The 15,754-nt window shown below is 65.0% G+C and carries 13 protein-coding genes; 9 read left to right on the top strand and 4 right to left on the bottom strand.

Annotated features, from left to right (window positions below; translation table 11 throughout):
• Positions 1-32 precede the first annotated feature (32 nt).
• From nfuA to GSQ95_RS21265, 3 genes are all read right to left on the bottom strand, one after another.
• The gene (gene nfuA, locus GSQ95_RS21275) at positions 33-617 is read right to left on the bottom strand and encodes a Fe-S biogenesis protein NfuA (protein WP_158896800.1); all 585 of its coding nucleotides are present in this window, start codon (positions 615-617) and stop codon (positions 33-35) included.
• An 81-nt stretch (positions 618-698) separates the two neighbouring features.
• Positions 699-1,664, bottom strand: coding sequence for a diguanylate cyclase (locus GSQ95_RS21270; protein ID WP_017640577.1), 966 nt, complete (start codon positions 1,662-1,664; stop codon positions 699-701).
• Between the two features lie 2 nt (positions 1,665-1,666).
• Positions 1,667-2,668 carry a response regulator gene (locus tag GSQ95_RS21265; protein ID WP_158896801.1) on the bottom strand — a complete coding sequence of 334 codons (1,002 nt, stop codon included), beginning with the start codon at positions 2,666-2,668 and terminating at the stop codon, positions 1,667-1,669.
• 232 nt (positions 2,669-2,900) lie between these two features.
• On the opposite strand from GSQ95_RS21265, the gene metH reads away from it, so the two are divergent.
• Together metH and GSQ95_RS21255 are read left to right on the top strand one after the other, a co-directional pair.
• Positions 2,901-6,611: a methionine synthase gene (metH, locus tag GSQ95_RS21260; protein ID WP_158973886.1), complete on the top strand. Its 3,711-nt coding sequence runs from the start codon at positions 2,901-2,903 to the stop codon at positions 6,609-6,611.
• A 566-nt stretch (positions 6,612-7,177) separates the two neighbouring features.
• Positions 7,178-8,305 (top strand): PQQ-dependent sugar dehydrogenase, encoded by a 1,128-nt coding sequence (locus GSQ95_RS21255; protein ID WP_158896423.1) that lies wholly within the window; start codon positions 7,178-7,180, stop codon positions 8,303-8,305.
• 35 nt (positions 8,306-8,340) lie between these two features.
• Here GSQ95_RS21255 and GSQ95_RS21250 read toward each other — a convergent pair whose 3' ends face one another.
• A complete protein-coding gene (locus GSQ95_RS21250) occupies positions 8,341-8,643 on the bottom strand; it encodes a DUF1883 domain-containing protein (RefSeq protein ID WP_133863084.1) in 303 nt (100 codons plus the stop codon).
• A gap of 85 nt (positions 8,644-8,728) precedes the next feature.
• On the opposite strand from GSQ95_RS21250, the gene GSQ95_RS21245 reads away from it, so the two are divergent.
• The 7 genes from GSQ95_RS21245 (at position 8,729) to efeO (GSQ95_RS21215) (ending at position 15,661) form a co-directional block, all read left to right on the top strand.
• Positions 8,729-9,757 carry an RNA methyltransferase gene (locus tag GSQ95_RS21245; protein WP_158973884.1) on the top strand — a complete coding sequence of 343 codons (1,029 nt, stop codon included), beginning with the start codon at positions 8,729-8,731 and terminating at the stop codon, positions 9,755-9,757.
• A gap of 100 nt (positions 9,758-9,857) precedes the next feature.
• Complete coding sequence (locus GSQ95_RS21240; protein WP_158894341.1) at positions 9,858-10,262, top strand: 3-phosphoshikimate 1-carboxyvinyltransferase; 405 nt, start codon at positions 9,858-9,860, stop codon at positions 10,260-10,262.
• Positions 10,263-10,313: 51 nt separating this feature from the next.
• The gene (locus GSQ95_RS21235; RefSeq protein ID WP_158894338.1) at positions 10,314-11,336 is read left to right on the top strand and encodes a twin-arginine translocation pathway signal protein; all 1,023 of its coding nucleotides are present in this window, start codon (positions 10,314-10,316) and stop codon (positions 11,334-11,336) included.
• A 148-nt stretch (positions 11,337-11,484) separates the two neighbouring features.
• Positions 11,485-12,339 (top strand): iron uptake transporter permease EfeU, encoded by an 855-nt coding sequence (gene efeU / locus GSQ95_RS21230; protein ID WP_158894335.1) that lies wholly within the window; start codon positions 11,485-11,487, stop codon positions 12,337-12,339.
• The gene (gene efeO, locus GSQ95_RS21225; RefSeq protein ID WP_158894332.1) at positions 12,336-13,535 is read left to right on the top strand and encodes an iron uptake system protein EfeO; all 1,200 of its coding nucleotides are present in this window, start codon (positions 12,336-12,338) and stop codon (positions 13,533-13,535) included. The genes efeU and efeO (GSQ95_RS21225) overlap by 4 nt, the downstream gene beginning before the upstream one ends.
• Complete coding sequence (gene efeB / locus GSQ95_RS21220) at positions 13,532-14,824, top strand: iron uptake transporter deferrochelatase/peroxidase subunit (RefSeq protein ID WP_158894329.1); 1,293 nt, start codon at positions 13,532-13,534, stop codon at positions 14,822-14,824. Before efeO (GSQ95_RS21225) ends, efeB begins: the two co-directional genes overlap by 4 nt.
• A gap of 21 nt (positions 14,825-14,845) precedes the next feature.
• Entirely contained in the window at positions 14,846-15,661 is an 816-nt protein-coding gene (efeO, locus tag GSQ95_RS21215) for an iron uptake system protein EfeO (RefSeq protein ID WP_158894326.1), read from the top strand.
• The last annotated feature ends 93 nt before the right edge of the window (positions 15,662-15,754 follow it).

Here is a 15,754-nt window from a genome sequence, read left to right as displayed (position 1 = left end):
ATAGCCCTTCGTACCCGCAAAACGCGCTATCTCTAGTAGTAGGCGTTTTCGCGGTTGGTATGGTCGGTCACGTCGCGCACGGCGGTGAGCTCGGGGATCCGCTCCAGCAGGGTGCGCTCGACGCCATCCTTGAGGGTCAGGTCGACCTGCCCACAGCCCTGGCAACCACCGCCGAAACGCAGCACGGCCACGTTGTCATCGACGATGTCCACCAGGCTGACCATGCCACCGTGGCTGGCGAGCCCCGGATTGATCTCGGTCTGCAGGTAGTAGTCGACGCGCTCGTTGAGCGGGCTGTCCTCGTTGACCATGGGCACCTTGGCATTGGGCGCCTTGATGGTCAGCTGGCCACCCATCCGGTCGGTGGCGTAGTCCACCAGGGCATCTTCGAGGAAGGGCTGGCTGATGGCGTCAAGGTAGGCGGTAAAGCTCTTCAACCCTACGGGCTGGTCATCAGGCTTCTCTTCGCCGGGCTTGCAATAGGCGATGCAGGTCTCGGCGTACTGGGTGCCGGGCTGGGTAATGAAGATGCGGATACCAATCCCGGGGGTGTTCTGCTTTTCCAACAGGTCGGCCAGGTAATCCTGAGCCGCGTCGGTAATGATGATGGCGCTCATGGTCACTCCTCAACAGGTGTCCCAAGTTTACGCCACCCCACCCCGCGACGAAAGCCCTAGTGAAACAGTCGGATAATCGTCTCAGTCGAGCCGCTGCACGAAACTGGTCACCCGGTTGCGCCCGGCGTGCTTGGACTCGTAGAGCGCCTTGTCCGCCTGCTGGATCATCTGCTCGTGATTGCCCAGGGGCACCGACAGATCGGTAAGGCCGATACTGATGGTGAAGGCGATGGGTGTTCCCAGCACATCGAGACGCATGGCCTCCACTGCCTCGCGCAGGCGCTCGGCGAGCAGCCGCGCGCCTTCCACGCCGGTGTCGAGCAGCACCACGCCGAATTCCTCGCCACCGTAGCGCCCGGCGATGTCGGCATTGCGCACATGGGTCTTGATCACCCCGGCCAGCGCCTTGATCGCCTGATCGCCGACGGCGTGGCCGTGGGTATCGTTGATGCGCTTGAAATGGTCGATGTCGAGCATCATCAGCGCCAGGCGGCCGCCATAGCGCTGGTGGCGGGCGAATTCCTCGGTAAGCCGCTCTTCCCAGTAACCGCGATTGGCCAGCCCGGTGAGGCGATCGGTGCGCGACAGCTCCTGCAGCTTGTCGTTGGAAAGCTCCAGCTGTCGCTTGTTGATGGCGACATCGGTGACGTCGTAGATCACCACGCAGATATGGGCGATGGCCCCGGTGGAATCCCGCAGCGGCAGCAGGGTCACGTTCTGGTACATGAAGGCTTCCACGCCGGTGATCGGCTGGTAGCTCTTGAAGTGGACCAGGTAGGGGCGCTGTTCCCAGATGGAAAAGGCCCGGGTGCCCAGCAGCACCACGCTCTCGGCCTTGGCGCGAAACCAGGCTTCGTCGATCTCGGCGAAGACGGCGAACAGCGACTGCTGGCTGACCTCGCTGAGGATCCGCCCGGAATGGTTTTCCATGAAGCTGTTCCAGACCTCGATACGGTAGTCGAGATCCAGCACCACCACGCCGACATCGATGTTCTGCACGATGTCCAGCAACCAGTGGAGTTCGTTGATATCGATCTGTGCGGCCATGCTCAACTCATCAGGTAGCCGATCTTGCGGGTGATGCGCTTCACCGAATCCTCGGTGAACAGCAGCAGCAGATCGAAGTGGACGTTATGGCCTTCCAGGCTGTAGCTGAGTTCGACTGCCAAGGTCTTCTTCCAGCGGGTCTTGTTGACGACGATGAGTTCGTCGATGGACGCATGGTGACCGAGGATGGTCGGGTGGCCCTGGGAGAAGCGGATGTCGAACTGTTCGGCGATGCCCGCCAGGCAGGCGCCGATGATGATGCTCGACAGGTCCAGCAGCATCTCGATGTCGCCGGACTCCCCCGCCTCGCGCCAGCGCACCAGCTTGGCCATGTCGTCGAATTCGGAATCATGGAAGATCAGCAGCGCCTCGCCGGCGATGCCCTCGCCGATGTAGCCCTGGCAGACCGCACTGAGGCGATCCTCACGCTGGGCGTCCACCAGCGTCATGTGCAGCTCGCTGACTTCCAGGATATTGACGTTGGGAATCGGCAGCTGGACGAAGACGTCCAGCGCCTTGGCCAGCAGCGCCCCGGCACGGCCCATGGAAACGTTGACCACCTCGCGGAAGGCATCGCGGAAACTGACCTCCAGCTCGGGGCGCGGGACGGGCTCCGCCGGCACCGCCGGATTGGGGCTGTAGAGGCCGTGGCGTGCGAGCACCGCGGCCAATTCGGCGGGATCGGCGGGTTTGCGCAGGAAGTCCAGGGCGCCCAGTTCCCGTACCCGGGCCACCGCCTGCTCCTGGACGTCGCCGGAGACGACGATCACCTTGACCGCCAGGCCTTCGTTGCGGATGGCCGCCAGGGTGCCATAGCCATCCAGGATCGGCATGGTCAGGTCCAGCAGCATCACCTGGCCCAGACCCTGGCGCAGCGCCGTGAGGGCTTCCTCGCCATGGGTGGCCTGGGTGATGGATACCGCCCAGCCTTCGGGCAGGGAGCGAACCAGCTGCTTGCGCGCCATGTTCGAGTCGTCGCATATCACCAGAGGAATCACGGCCACCTTCCATGACGCAGTTTTGACGCACAGTAAACGTCGGTCATCAGACAGTAAAGCAGCGCTTCAACGGTTTGCACGGTGACCACGCTGGATCGCGGCGGCGCCCAGAATGAAAGCGCCGCCGACCCAGTATGAGCATTGCTCATTCTAGCGACCGGCCAATGCCGGGAGCACCCTTGGCGTTTGCTATGCTGCCGGCCTTTGTCCTTTGCCTCTTCATCTGTGTGGAATGCCCATGACCGATCGCAGCTCTCGCCTCGCCGCCCTCCGCCACGCCCTCGCGCAGCGCATCCTCATCCTCGACGGCGGCATGGGCACCATGATCCAGAGCTATCGGCTGGAGGAAGCGGACTACCGCGGCGAGCGCTTTGCCGACTGGCCAAGTGACGTCAAGGGCAACAACGACCTCTTGCTGCTGACCCAGCCGCGGATCATCGCCGAGATCGAAAAGGCCTACCTGGATGCCGGCGCCGATATCCTCGAGACAAACACCTTCAACGCCACCCGCGTCTCCCAGGCCGACTACGGCATGGAAGAGATCACCTACGAACTGAACCTGGCCGGCGCCCGGGTCGCCCGCGAGGTGGCCGATGCCAAGTCCCTGGAGACCCCGGATCGGCCACGCTTCGTCGCCGGGGTCCTCGGCCCGACCAGTCGGACCTGCTCCATCTCCCCGGACGTCAACAATCCCGGCTATCGCAACGTCACCTTCGATGTGCTGGTGGAGAACTACACCGAGGCCACCCGCGGCCTGATCGAAGGCGGCGCCGACCTCATCCTGATCGAGACCATCTTCGACACCCTCAACGCCAAGGCCGCGATCTTCGCCGTCCAGGGCGTGTTCGAGGAGGTCGGCATCGAGCTGCCGATCATGATCTCCGGCACCATCACCGACGCCTCCGGCCGCACCCTGTCGGGCCAGACCACCGAAGCCTTCTGGAACTCGGTACGGCATGCCCAGCCGATTTCCGTGGGCCTCAACTGCGCCCTGGGGGCCAAGGAACTGCGGCCCTACGTCGAGGAGCTGGCAACCAAGGCCGACACCTTCGTCTCCGCCCACCCCAATGCCGGCCTGCCCAATGCCTTCGGCGAATACGACGAAAGCCCCGAGCAGATGGCGGCGGTGGTCGAGGAATTCGCCGCCAGCGGCCTGCTCAACATCGTTGGCGGCTGCTGCGGTACCACCCCGGCGCATATCCAGGCCATCGCCGAAGCCGTCGCCCGCCATGCGCCGCGGCAGCTGCCGGAGATTCCCAAGGCCTGCCGCCTCTCCGGCCTGGAACCCTTCACCATCAGCCGCGAGTCGCTGTTCGTCAACGTCGGCGAGCGCACCAACATCACCGGCTCGGCCAAGTTCGCCCGCCTGATCCGCGAAGAGAATTACGCCGAGGCCCTGGAAGTGGCCCAGCAGCAGGTGGAAGCCGGCGCCCAGGTCATCGACATCAACATGGACGAGGGCATGCTGGATTCGAAGGCGGCCATGGTCACCTTTCTCAATCTGATCGCCTCCGAGCCGGACATCTCCCGCGTGCCGATCATGATCGACTCCTCCAAGTGGGAGGTGATCGAGGCCGGTCTCAAGTGCATCCAGGGCAAGGGCATCGTCAATTCCATCTCGATGAAGGAAGGCGTCGAGTCCTTCATCCATCACGCCCGGCTGTGCAAGAGATACGGCGCGGCGGTGGTGGTCATGGCCTTCGACGAAGACGGCCAGGCCGACACCGAGGCGCGCAAGAACGAGATCTGCGCGCGCTCCTACGACATCCTCGTCAACCAGGTCGGCTTCCCCCCGGAAGACATCATCTTCGATCCCAACATCTTCGCCGTGGCGACCGGGATCGAGGAGCACAACAACTACGCGGTCGACTTCATCAACGCCTGCGCCTATATCCGCGACAACCTGCCCTACGCCCTGACCTCGGGCGGCGTGTCCAACGTCTCCTTTTCCTTCCGCGGCAACAACCCGGTGCGCGAGGCCATCCACTCGGTCTTCCTTTACCACGCCATCCAGAACGGCCTGACCATGGGCATCGTCAACGCCGGCCAGCTGGAGATCTACGACGAGATCCCGGCCACGCTGCGCGAGCGGGTCGAGGACGTGGTGCTCAACCGCACCCCGGCCGGCACCGACGCCCTGCTGGCCATCGCCGACGACTACAGGGGCGGCGGCGCGGTCAAGGAAGCCGAGACCGAGGAATGGCGCGGCCTGCCGGTAGGCAAGCGACTGGAACATGCGCTGGTCAAGGGCATTACCACCTATATCGTCGAGGACACCGAGGAGTGCCGCCAGCAGTGCGCGCGCCCCATCGAGGTCATCGAAGGCCCGCTGATGAGCGGCATGAACGTGGTCGGCGACCTGTTCGGCTCGGGCAAGATGTTCCTGCCCCAGGTGGTCAAGTCCGCCCGAGTGATGAAGCAGGCGGTGGCGCACCTGATCCCCTTCATCGAGGCGGAGAAAGGCGACAAGCCCGAGGCCAAGGGCAAGATCCTCATGGCCACGGTCAAGGGCGACGTCCATGACATCGGCAAGAACATCGTCGGCGTGGTGCTGGGTTGCAACGGCTACGACATCGTCGACCTGGGCGTCATGGTCCCGGCGGAAAGGATCCTGCAGACCGCCATCGCCGAGAAGTGCGACATCATCGGCCTGTCCGGCCTGATCACCCCTTCCCTGGACGAGATGGTTCACGTCGCCAAGGAAATGCAGCGCCAGGGCTTCAGCCTGCCGCTGATGATCGGCGGCGCCACCACCTCCAAGGCCCATACCGCGGTCAAGATCGAGCCGCAGTACAAGAACGATGCCGTGGTCTATGTCACCGACGCTTCCCGTGCGGTGGGCGTGGCTACCCAGCTGCTGTCGAAGGAACTCAAGGCCGGCTTCGTCGAGCGCACTCGTGCCGACTACGTCGAGGTCCGCGAGCGCACCGCCAGCCGCAGCGCCCGCACCGAACGCCTGTCCTACGCCAAGGCCGTGGCCAACAAGCCGGCCTTCAACTGGCTCGGCTACAAGGCACCCAAACCGACCTTTACCGGTGCCCGGGTGCTGGAAGACATCGACCTGGCGGTGCTGGCCGACTACATCGACTGGACCCCCTTCTTCATCTCCTGGGACCTGGCCGGCAAGTACCCGCGCATCCTCAGCGACGAGGTGGTGGGTGAAGCGGCGACCGCGCTGTTCGACGATGCCCAGGCCATGCTCAGCAAGCTGATCGACGAGAAGCTGATCAAGGCCCGCGCCGTGTTCGGCTTCTGGCCGGCCAATCAGGTCCGTGACGACGACCTGGAAGTCTATGGCGAGGACGGCCAGCCGCTGGCCACCCTGCACCACCTGCGCCAGCAGACCATCAAGCCCGAGGGCAAGCCCAACCTGTCCCTGGCCGACTTCGTCGCGCCAAAGGAGACGGGCGTGACCGACTACATGGGTGGCTTCATCGTCACCGCCGGCATCGGCGCCGAGGAACTGGCCAAGGACTACGAGCGCAAGGGCGACGACTACAACTCGATCATGGTCAAGGCCCTGGCCGACCGTCTTGCCGAAGCCTGCGCCGAATGGCTGCACGAGCAGGTGCGCAAGGAGCACTGGGGCTATGCCGCGGACGAGACCCTGGACAACGAGGCGCTGATCCGCGAGCAGTACAAGGGCATCCGCCCTGCCCCCGGCTATCCGGCCTGCCCCGATCACACCGAGAAGGCCACCCTGTTCAAGCTGCTGGACCCCGAGGCCAGCTTCAACGAGGCCGGTCGCAGTGGCGTCTTCCTCACCGAGCACTACGCTATGTTCCCGGCCGCCGCCGTCAGCGGCTGGTACTTCGCCCATCCCGAGGCCCAGTATTTCGCCGTGGGCAAGATCGACCGGGATCAGGTGGGCAGCTACACCGAGCGCAAGGGTCAGGAGCTGGCGGTGACGGAGCGGTGGCTGGCGCCGAATCTGGGGTATGACAACTGACGCAGACCGTCCGATCAACCGAGGTCTTCTTCAAGGCCTTGGTTGATCCCATAGCCATATCTGGTTATCCCGAGACAGAGATCTCGCCATGTCTGACATTGGGTATTTCATACTCGCTACAGTTTTTTCCATGGCCGTTGGCTATGTCATCTATCGCGAACATTGTCGCGGACAGCGCAGCAATCGAAACATCATCAATCTGGCATATGAAGCGACACTCGCATCGCACGCCATTGATAAAGCCCAAATTCTTATGGACCGAACAACCCTTGGGTCCAAGTTGAAGAGCAAAAAGCCTTTCGAGGTGTATCGGATCCTGGTCTTACCTCCGACCCATTGGTATCTCTATACTCACATAGAGGATTCGGACCCGTTACTAATGGCGATATCCGAAGCGCGAGCCAGGGCAGCCATTAACGGATTTGGATCTGCGAAGTAGGCCATTCGAGTCCGATCTGATGCCTTAAAACTTCTTCGCTAGACGCCTCAGGTAACAAAAACGCGGCCCTTTTCGCGGACGTCCCTACTAGGGTGTAGGGACTCTCATCGACGAGGACCGCGTGCCCATGAAAGGCCTTACCCTAGCCGCCGGCAGTCTCCTGCTCGGTCTCGCCACCCTGAACGCCAATGCCGCGCCCCAGGCCCTGAGTGAAGCTCAGTGGCCCTTCACCGCCACCCCACGGGCCACCCTGGACGCGCCCTGGGCCATCGCCTTCCTGCCGGACGGCACGGCGCTGGTCACCGAGACAGGCGGCGTCCTCAAGCATCTGAACGTGCAGACCGGCAAGGCGCAGGACATCAGCGGTGTGCCCAAGGTGGTCGCCGCCGGCCAGGGCGGGCTGGGCGACGTCATCCTGCATCCCCAATACGCCAGTAACCGGCTGATCTACCTGAGCTATGCCGAAGCCGGCGAAGACGGCACCCAAGGCGCGGCGGTCGCGCGGGCCAAGCTGACCTTGAAAGAAGATGGCAGCGGGTCGCTCAGTGACCTCAAGGTGATCTGGCGGCAGACCCCCAAAGTCACTGGCAACGGTCACTATGGCCATCGTATGAGATTCGGCCCGGACGGCAAGCTGTGGATCACCTCGGGGGAGCGGCAGAAATTCACCCCGGCCCAGGACATGACCGGCAACCTGGGCAAGCTCATCCGCCTCAACGATGATGGCAGTGTCCCCGCGGACAACCCCTTCGCCCAGCAGGGCGGCGTGGCGGCGCAGGTCTGGTCGCTGGGTCACCGCAACCCGCTGGGCATCGCCTTCGACACCCAGGGCCGTCTCTGGGAACAGGAAATGGGTCCCCAGGGCGGTGACGAGCTGAATCTGATCCAGCGTGGCGGCAATTACGGCTATCCCGAGGTCTCCAACGGCGACCACTACGGCGGCAAGCCGATCCCGGATCATTCCACTCGCCCGGAATTCACCCCGCCGAAGATAACCTGGACGCCGGTGATTTCCCCGGCCGGATTGATGATCTACGAGGGCAGCCGCTTCCCGGCCTGGAAGGGCAATGCCTTCATCGGCGGCCTGTCTTCCAAGGCGCTGGTGCGGATCGAACTCAAGGGCGAAGAGGCACGCGAAGTCGAGCGCTATGCCATGGGCACGCGCATCCGCGACGTCGAGGAAGGTCCCAACGGCAGCCTCTGGGTACTGGAAGACGGCGCCAAGGCACGGCTGCTGGAGTTGCAGCCGAAATAGCCTGCAGGATCACCCAGGGACGGGTGACCGCTGTCTCAACGCAACTCGGAAGGCGAGCGGCGGACGATCTTGATCGAGTGCTTGATCTCGGGCTTGCGGGTCACGCTGATCGGCCGCTTGGTGACAGTGTCCAGGGTGATATTCCAGAAGCCGGTGCTCGGGACGGTGATGCGCGCTGGAAAGGTGTCGAAGGCGCCGCCGTGATAGGAGTGGCGGCCGCCGTTCTTGAAGCTGCGGAAATTGGCATCGTTCATCAGGCGGATGTTGCACACCCCCGAACTCTGGATGACGACCAGGTCGCCCTCGTTGAGATGCTCGCGCTGGTGGATGAACTTCATGACGGGTCCTCGTCTTGCAAAGGACTAGGATAGCATCCCTGCCCTGTCCTATTATCGCCGCCCGCCCTCGACCTGCCCTTTTCCCATGCGTATTTCCGATGTCGTCCAGTTGCTCGCCGAAGCCGGCGCCAAGCCCAAGCACAGTGCCCGGATCCTCCGCGCCTGGTGCCAGGGGCTGCCCCTGGATACCGGCACCCGGCGCCAGCAGGCGGAAAACTTCCTGCCGCTGGAGGTACGCCAGGCCATCCCGGCACTGACCGCGCGGCTGGAAGGCCTGGCCCGGGTGACCTCGGAGCATCCGGGAGCCGACGGTTCGGCGCGGATGCTGGTGACCCTGGGCGATGGCCAGGCGGTGGAAAGCGTGCTGCTGCCGCGCGACGGGCTCTGCGTGTCGTCCCAGGTCGGCTGCGCGGTGGGCTGCGTCTTCTGCATGACCGGCAAGAGCGGCCTGCTGCGCCAGGTGGGCAGCGCCGAGATCGTCGCCCAGGTCGCCCTGGCGCGACGCATCCGGGCGGTCAAGAAGGTGGTCTTCATGGGCATGGGCGAGCCGGCGCACAACCTGGACAACGTGCTGGAGGCCATCGACCTGCTGGGCACCGCGGGCGGTATCGGCCATCGCAACCTGGTGTTTTCCACCGTCGGCGATCCGCGGGTGTTCGAGCGACTGCCCCGGCAGACGGTCAGACCGGCGCTGGCGCTGTCGTTGCACAGCACCAATGCCGAGCGTCGCGCCCGGCTGCTGCCCAAGGCGCCCCGCTACGAACCGGGCGAGCTGATCGAACAGGGTGAAGCCTATGCCCGGCTGATCGGCTATCCGATCCAGTACCAGTGGACGCTGCTCGCCGGCATCAACGACAGCCAGGACGAGATGGACGAATTGCTGCGGCTGATGAAGGGCAAGTACGGCGTGCTCAACCTCATCCCCTACAACAGCCTGGAAGTCGACGACTACCAGCGCCCCGACGGCGAGCGCATCGTGCAGATCGTCCGCTACCTGCACAGCCGCGGCCTGCTAACCAAGGTGCGCAATTCCGCGGGCCAGGATGTCGATGGCGGTTGTGGCCAGTTGCGCGCCCGGGCCGAGGTGCTGCGCCCCGTCCGCGTCAGCGCCTGACCGATCATCCTGCGCGTGGCCCCGCCCATCAGGTGCGGCTGAACGCCAGGCCGGGCGCCCCCTCAGAGTGCACTCGCACCATTCAGAGGGAAGCTTTTCCATGCAGGATCGCATCAAACGCCATGACCCCTTCATCGCCGGTCTAAAGGAACGCCTGCCCGAAGCGCTGCGTGAATCCTTTACCGACGAGCAGCTGGAAGCCCTCAAACTGGCGTTCGGCACCCGCAGCTGGGGTAAGCACAGCGTAGATCTGCGCGGCACCGTCAAGTTCTGGCACCGCCGTTACTACTTCGTCTTCCTCGCCGGTCGCAACTACCGTCAACTCTCGCGCCTGGAGCAGGACTTGTCCCTGCTCGGCAAGGCCACGGTGCTGGCGGTGATCCTGCTGGCCTGCGGCCTGGTGGGTCTGCTGCTGCTCTACCTGCTCAAGTCCGCGCTGGGCATCGACATCTTTCCCGACTACTCCTTCGGAGTTTGGACCTGGTTCAAGGGTCTATTCGAGTAGCACGGATTCGCTTGACCCTGGCAGGGAGGCTTGCCCCTTGGGAGACCTCCTATGCCCCACCTGAATCGCCGTCAGACCCTCGGCCTGCTGGCTGCCAGTGCCGCCCTGCCCCTGCTGGGCGGCTATCCGCTCCGCGCCTTCGCAGCGGGCGCTGAATACCTCGCCCTGGTCGAAAAGGAAGCCCCCGGCATCGGCTTCTATCGCCTGGCCGATGGCAAGCGCGTCGGCAGCCTGGAATTGCCCGAGCAACCCCATGAGATCGTCGCCGACCGCCAGGGTCGCTATGCCTATGTCGGCCAGTATGGCGTCAAGAGCTGGCAGGCGCCTGGCGAGGGCGGCCACCAGGTCAGCGTGATCGATCTCGCCGAGCGCCGCCTGGTGCGATCCATCGATCTGTCGCCCTATCACCGCCTGCACGGCATGCGCCTGGACGACCAGGGTCGCCTCTATGTGCTCAGCGAAACCGACTCGCTGCTCATCCGCTTCGATCGCCCCGCCACCGCCGAATCGCCCAGCCAGATCGTCCCGGTCGGCGGGACCCGCAGCCACTACTTCGTACTGACCCGTGACGGACGCCGTGCCTATGTCGCGGATACCCTGAGCGGCCTGGTGATCCTAGTGGACGCCCACAATCCCGCCGTGCTGCCGGTCAAGAAATACCTCGGCCAGGCGCCGGAGGGCTGCTGCCTGAGTCCGGACGAGCGTACCTTCTATGTACTCGACCGTTTCGCCGGCATCCTCCATGCGCTGGATGCCCGCGACCTGGCGCCGATCCGCCAGATCAAGCTGCGGGGCGAAGCGGTACGGGTAGCCGCCCTGCCCGATGGCCGCCTGCTGGTGTCCAACCTGGCGGACAAGAGTCTTTCGCTGCTGCGGCCCGATACCCTCGCCGAGGTGGCCTATCTGCCCATGGACAGCGCGGTGCCCGGCCTCAACCTCGATCCCCGCGGCGAGTGGCTGTTTGCGGCGCTGGAAGATAATCAGCTGGCGGTGGTCGATCTGCGCAACTGGCGGGAGATCCGTCGCTTCGCCACCGGCAAGGCTCCGGATACCGCCGTGGTCTTCCAGGCCTGACGGGCGCCCGCCCCTGATCCGCTGCCAACCAGTCGGCGGATCCGCAAGGCACGAGAATCATCCGCATTTAACAATCCGAATCATTGTGATACAAATCACCGACCTCCGGGCGCTTCTGCGCCCTTAGCTTCCGTCGGTGATGGCTTTCATGCTCGTTCCCTTTCTGATCATGCTCCGCGAAGGTATCGAAGCGGCGCTCATCGTTGGCATCATCGCCAGCTATCTGCAACGCACCGGTCGTGGCCACTGGATGCCCGCGGTCTGGATCGGGGTGATGCTGGCCGCCGCCCTGTCTCTGTTCGTCGGTGCCGGACTGCAGCTGGCCAGCGCCGAATTCCCGCAGCGTCAGCAGGAACTGTTCGAAGCGGTAGTCGGCCTGGCCGCCACCGCCATCCTCACCTCCATGGTGTTCTGGATGCGCAAGGCGGCGCGCTCGATCAAGACCGAACTCCATGACTCCCTGGAAAACGCTCTGTCCGCCTCGCGCAACCAGGTCTATGCCCTGATCGGCATGGTCTTTCTGGCAGTGGCCCGCGAGGGCCTGGAAACCGTGTTCTTCCTGCTCGCCATCTTCCAGCAGAGCGCCGGCCCCGGTGCGCCCCTGGGTGCCCTGCTGGGCCTGATCATCGCCATCGCGGTGGGTTACGGCCTCTATACCGGCGGCGTGCGACTGAACCTGGGCAAGTTCTTTCGCTTCACCGGCCTGTTCATCCTCTTCGTCGCGGCCGGCCTGTTCACCAACTCGGTCAAGGCCCTGCATGAAGCCGGCCTTTGGAATTCGCTGCAGCAGGTGCTGTTCGACTGGAGCCACGTGCTGCCCGCCGACGGCCCGGTCGGCACGGTGCTGGCCGGCATGTTCGGCTACCAGGACACCCCGACCGTGAGCACTCTCGGCGCCTATCTGCTGTTCCTGGCGGTCACCCTGCCGCTGTTCTTCCGCACCCCGGCGCCGCCCCAGCGTCCTGTGGTAACCACCTCTGCCTCGCTGGAGCGCCCGTCTTGAACAACGCCAACCCCCATTCGCCGAAGCCGGGCTCCACGGCCATGCGCCTGGCCGTGATTGGCTCGGCAACACTGCTGATCGCCGCGGCCGCCGCCTTCTATTACGCCTCTCGCTCAGCAGGCGAGCGTCACGCCACCGTGGCCGACGGCGAGATCAAGGTCGATATCCTGGCCAATCGCTGCGAGCCCAACGCGCTGGAAGTGCCTGCCGGGCCGGCGCGCTTTCGTATCGTCAACCGCTCGGATCGGGCGGTGGAGTGGGAAATCCTCGACGGCGTCCTGGTGATCGAGGAGCGCGAGAACATCGCCCCCGGTCTCAGCCAGGTCATCAATGCCACCCTGGCGCCTGGCGACTACGCCATCACCTGCGGTCTGCTGAGCAATCCCCGCGGAATCCTGAAGGTGCTGCCCACCGCCGCTTCGGAAGCCGCCAGCAAGGCCGGTCCGACCCTGACCCAGTTCGTCGGTCCGCTGTCGGAATACCGCGTCTACCTGAATCAGCAGAGCCGCCTGTTGCTGCAGGGCCTCACTACCCTCCAGCAAGCCCTGGCCGCGGGCGACCTGGAGCAGGCGCGTGCCGCCTATGCCTCCGCCCGCCTGCCCTACCAGCGCCTGGCGGCGACCGCGCAGCGCTTCGCCGAACTGGACAATCGCCTCAATGCCCGCGCCGACTACTACGAAAAGCGCGAACAGGATCCGGCCTTCGGCGGCTTCCATCGCCTCGAACAAGGCCTCTTCGCCGGCAACAGCACCCGGGACCTGGAACCGGTCGCCACCCGCCTGCAACAGGACGCCGTCGCCCTGCGCGATGCCCTGCTCGGCCAGTCGCTGCCGCCCGAGCAACTCAGCGGCAACGCCGCACGCCTGCTGCACAACCTGGCCAGCACCCGGATCTCGGGCGAGGAAGAACGCTACAGCCAGCTCGTGCTGCCCGGTTTCGCCGCCAATCTGGACGGCACGCGCAAGGTGATCGAATTGTTGCGCCCGCTGCTCGGCAAGGGGCATCCCGAGCTGCAGCAACGGCTGGATACCCAGGCCGACGCCCTGGCCGCGGCCCTGGGCGATGTCCAGCGTCCCTACTCATCCCTTTCCCCTGACGACCGCCAGCGCATTGCCGCCGCGGCCCAGGCCCTGGCCGACTCCCTCGACCAGGTCGCCCCGGCGCTGGGCCTGGCCGCGACCAAGACCACGCCATGAAGAAGTCCGCTCCCGATCAGCCCAATATCGACCGCCGCCGCCTGCTAGGTGGCCTTGGCGCCGCCAGCGTGGCCCTGGCCGGTGCCGGGCTCTGCCCGATGCACGCCCGGGCGGCCAGCACCGCCGAGGTGACCCGTGCCCCCGGTAGCGCCAATACCCACCAGCGCCAGGCGTTCCTTGGCCAGCACCAGAGCGGCATCGTCACCCCACGGCCGGCGGCCGGGATGATCGTGGCCTTCGATGTGCTGGCCAGCGACCGCGAGGACCTGGAACGCCTGCTGCGGACCCTCGACGAGCGCATCCGCTTTCTCATGCAGGGCGGTCCGGTGCCGGAGGTCGACCCCAAATTGCCACCGTTGGATTCCGGCATCCTCGGTCCGGTGGTGACGCCGGACAACCTCACCATCACCGTTTCGGTGGGCGAGTCGCTGTTCGATGACCGTTTCGGCCTGAGCGCGGTAAAGCCGCGCCAGCTGCAGCGCATGAGCGGCTTCCCCAACGACGCCCTGGAAGCGGACTGCTGCCACGGCGATCTCTGCCTGCAGTTCTGCGCCAATACCCCGGACACCGACATCCACGCCCTGCGCGACATCCTGAAGAACCTGCCCGACCTGCTGGCGATTCGCTGGAAGCAGGAAGGCAGCGTGCCCGTCCAGGATCCGCCACCTGGGCAACCGGCGGAAAGCGCGCGCAACTTCCTCGGCTTTCGCGACGGCTCGGCCAACCCCGATTCCACCGACGCCCAGGCGATGGACCGGATCGTCTGGGTCCAGCCCGGCAGCGGCGAGCCCGCCTGGGCCGCCCAGGGCAGCTACCAGGCGGTGCGCATCATCCGCAATTTCGTCGAGCGCTGGGATCGCACCCCGCTGCAGGAGCAGGAAGCCATCTTCGGGCGGCGCAAGGCCAGTGGCGCGCCCATGGCCGGCGGTCACGAGACCGACGTGCCGGATTACGCCAGCGATCCCAAGGGCCAGGTCACGCCGCTGGACGCCCATATCCGCCTGGCCAATCCCCGCACCCCGGAGAGCCAGCGCAACCTGATCCTGCGCCGCCCCTTCAACTACTCCAATGGCGTGCGCAAAAACGGCCAGCTCGACATGGGCCTGCTGTTCATCGCCTACCAGGCCGATCTGGAGCAGGGCTTCATCGCCGTGCAGAAACGCCTGGATGGCGAGCCCCTGGAGGAATACATCAAGCCCATCGGCGGCGGTTACTTCTTCGTCCTGCCGGGGATCACCGATGCCAAGGACTATCTCGGCCGCAGCCTGCTGGCCGCCGCATCGCTTTAACACCTCGACAGGAGAAGTCGAATGAAACGCTCGTTCCTCGCCGTTGCCCTCGGTCTGGCCTTCGCCACGCCGGCCTTCGCTGCCAACTCGCCGCTGGATCTGGTCGGTCCCATCTCCGACTACAAGATCTATGTCACCGACAACCTGGCCAAGCTCACCGAGCAGACCCAGGCCTTCACCGCGGCGGTCAAGCGCGGCGACCTGGCCACCGCGCGCAAGCTCTATGCCCCGACGCGGGTCTCCTACGAGCAGGTCGAGCCTATCGCCGAACTCTTCAGCGACCTGGACGCCGCCATCGACTCCCGCGAAGACGATCACGAACAGGGGGTCAAATCCGAGGACTTCACCGGCTTCCATCGCCTGGAGTACGCCCTCTTCACCCAGAACACCACCGAAGGCCAGGGCCCCCTCGCCGACAAGCTGCTGGCAGACGTCAAGGACCTGCAGGCCCGCGTCGACGGCCTGACCTTCCCGCCGGAAAAGGTGGTGGGTGGTGCCGCGGCGCTGATGGAGGAAGTGGCGGCAACCAAGGTGTCGGGCGAGGAAGAACGCTATAGCCACACCGACCTCTATGACTTCCAGGCCAACGTCGATGGCGCCAAGAAGATCGTCGACCTGTTCCGCCCGCAGATCGCGAAGCAGGACCAGGCCTTCGTTGCCAAGGTCGACAAGAACTTCGCCACGGTCGACAAGATCCTGGCCAAGTACAAGACCAAGGACGGCGGCTTCGAGACCTACGACAAGGTCAGCGAGCGTGATCGCAAGGCCCTGGTCGGTCCGGTCAACACCCTGGCCGAGGATCTCTCGACCCTGCGCGGCAAGCTGGGCCTGAACTAACCGCGGCTGCTAAAACTACTGCGCGTCCGCCAGACGGGCGCGTGCAGTGCTCGGAATCCTCATGTACCGCTCGTACACTCCGGTTCCTGCGCG

This window comes from Pseudomonas sp. BAV 4579 (genome assembly GCF_009765395.1).
In the GTDB taxonomy this organism is placed as follows: Bacteria; Pseudomonadota; Gammaproteobacteria; order Pseudomonadales; family Pseudomonadaceae; genus Chryseomonas; species Chryseomonas aestiva.
The sequence above is the reverse complement of the archived record's forward strand: the minus strand, read 5'-3'. Positions and strand labels throughout refer to the sequence as shown.

Excerpts from the sequence above, each read along its gene's own strand:
- nfuA (WP_158896800.1), bottom strand. The coding sequence starts at position 617 with ATGAGCGCCATCATCATTACCGACGCGGCTCAGGATTACCTGGCCGAC.
- GSQ95_RS21270 (WP_017640577.1), bottom strand. The coding sequence starts at position 1,664 with ATGGCCGCACAGATCGATATCAACGAACTCCACTGGTTGCTGGACATC.
- metH (WP_158973886.1), top strand. The coding sequence starts at position 2,901 with ATGACCGATCGCAGCTCTCGCCTCGCCGCCCTCCGCCACGCCCTCGCG.
- GSQ95_RS21255 (WP_158896423.1), top strand. The coding sequence starts at position 7,178 with ATGAAAGGCCTTACCCTAGCCGCCGGCAGTCTCCTGCTCGGTCTCGCC.
- GSQ95_RS21250 (WP_133863084.1), bottom strand. The coding sequence starts at position 8,643 with ATGAAGTTCATCCACCAGCGCGAGCATCTCAACGAGGGCGACCTGGTC.
- GSQ95_RS21245 (WP_158973884.1), top strand. The coding sequence starts at position 8,729 with ATGCGTATTTCCGATGTCGTCCAGTTGCTCGCCGAAGCCGGCGCCAAG.
- GSQ95_RS21240 (WP_158894341.1), top strand. The coding sequence starts at position 9,858 with ATGCAGGATCGCATCAAACGCCATGACCCCTTCATCGCCGGTCTAAAG.
- GSQ95_RS21235 (WP_158894338.1), top strand. The coding sequence starts at position 10,314 with ATGCCCCACCTGAATCGCCGTCAGACCCTCGGCCTGCTGGCTGCCAGT.
- efeU (WP_158894335.1), top strand. The coding sequence starts at position 11,485 with ATGCTCGTTCCCTTTCTGATCATGCTCCGCGAAGGTATCGAAGCGGCG.
- efeB (WP_158894329.1), top strand. The coding sequence starts at position 13,532 with ATGAAGAAGTCCGCTCCCGATCAGCCCAATATCGACCGCCGCCGCCTG.
- efeO (WP_158894326.1), top strand. The coding sequence starts at position 14,846 with ATGAAACGCTCGTTCCTCGCCGTTGCCCTCGGTCTGGCCTTCGCCACG.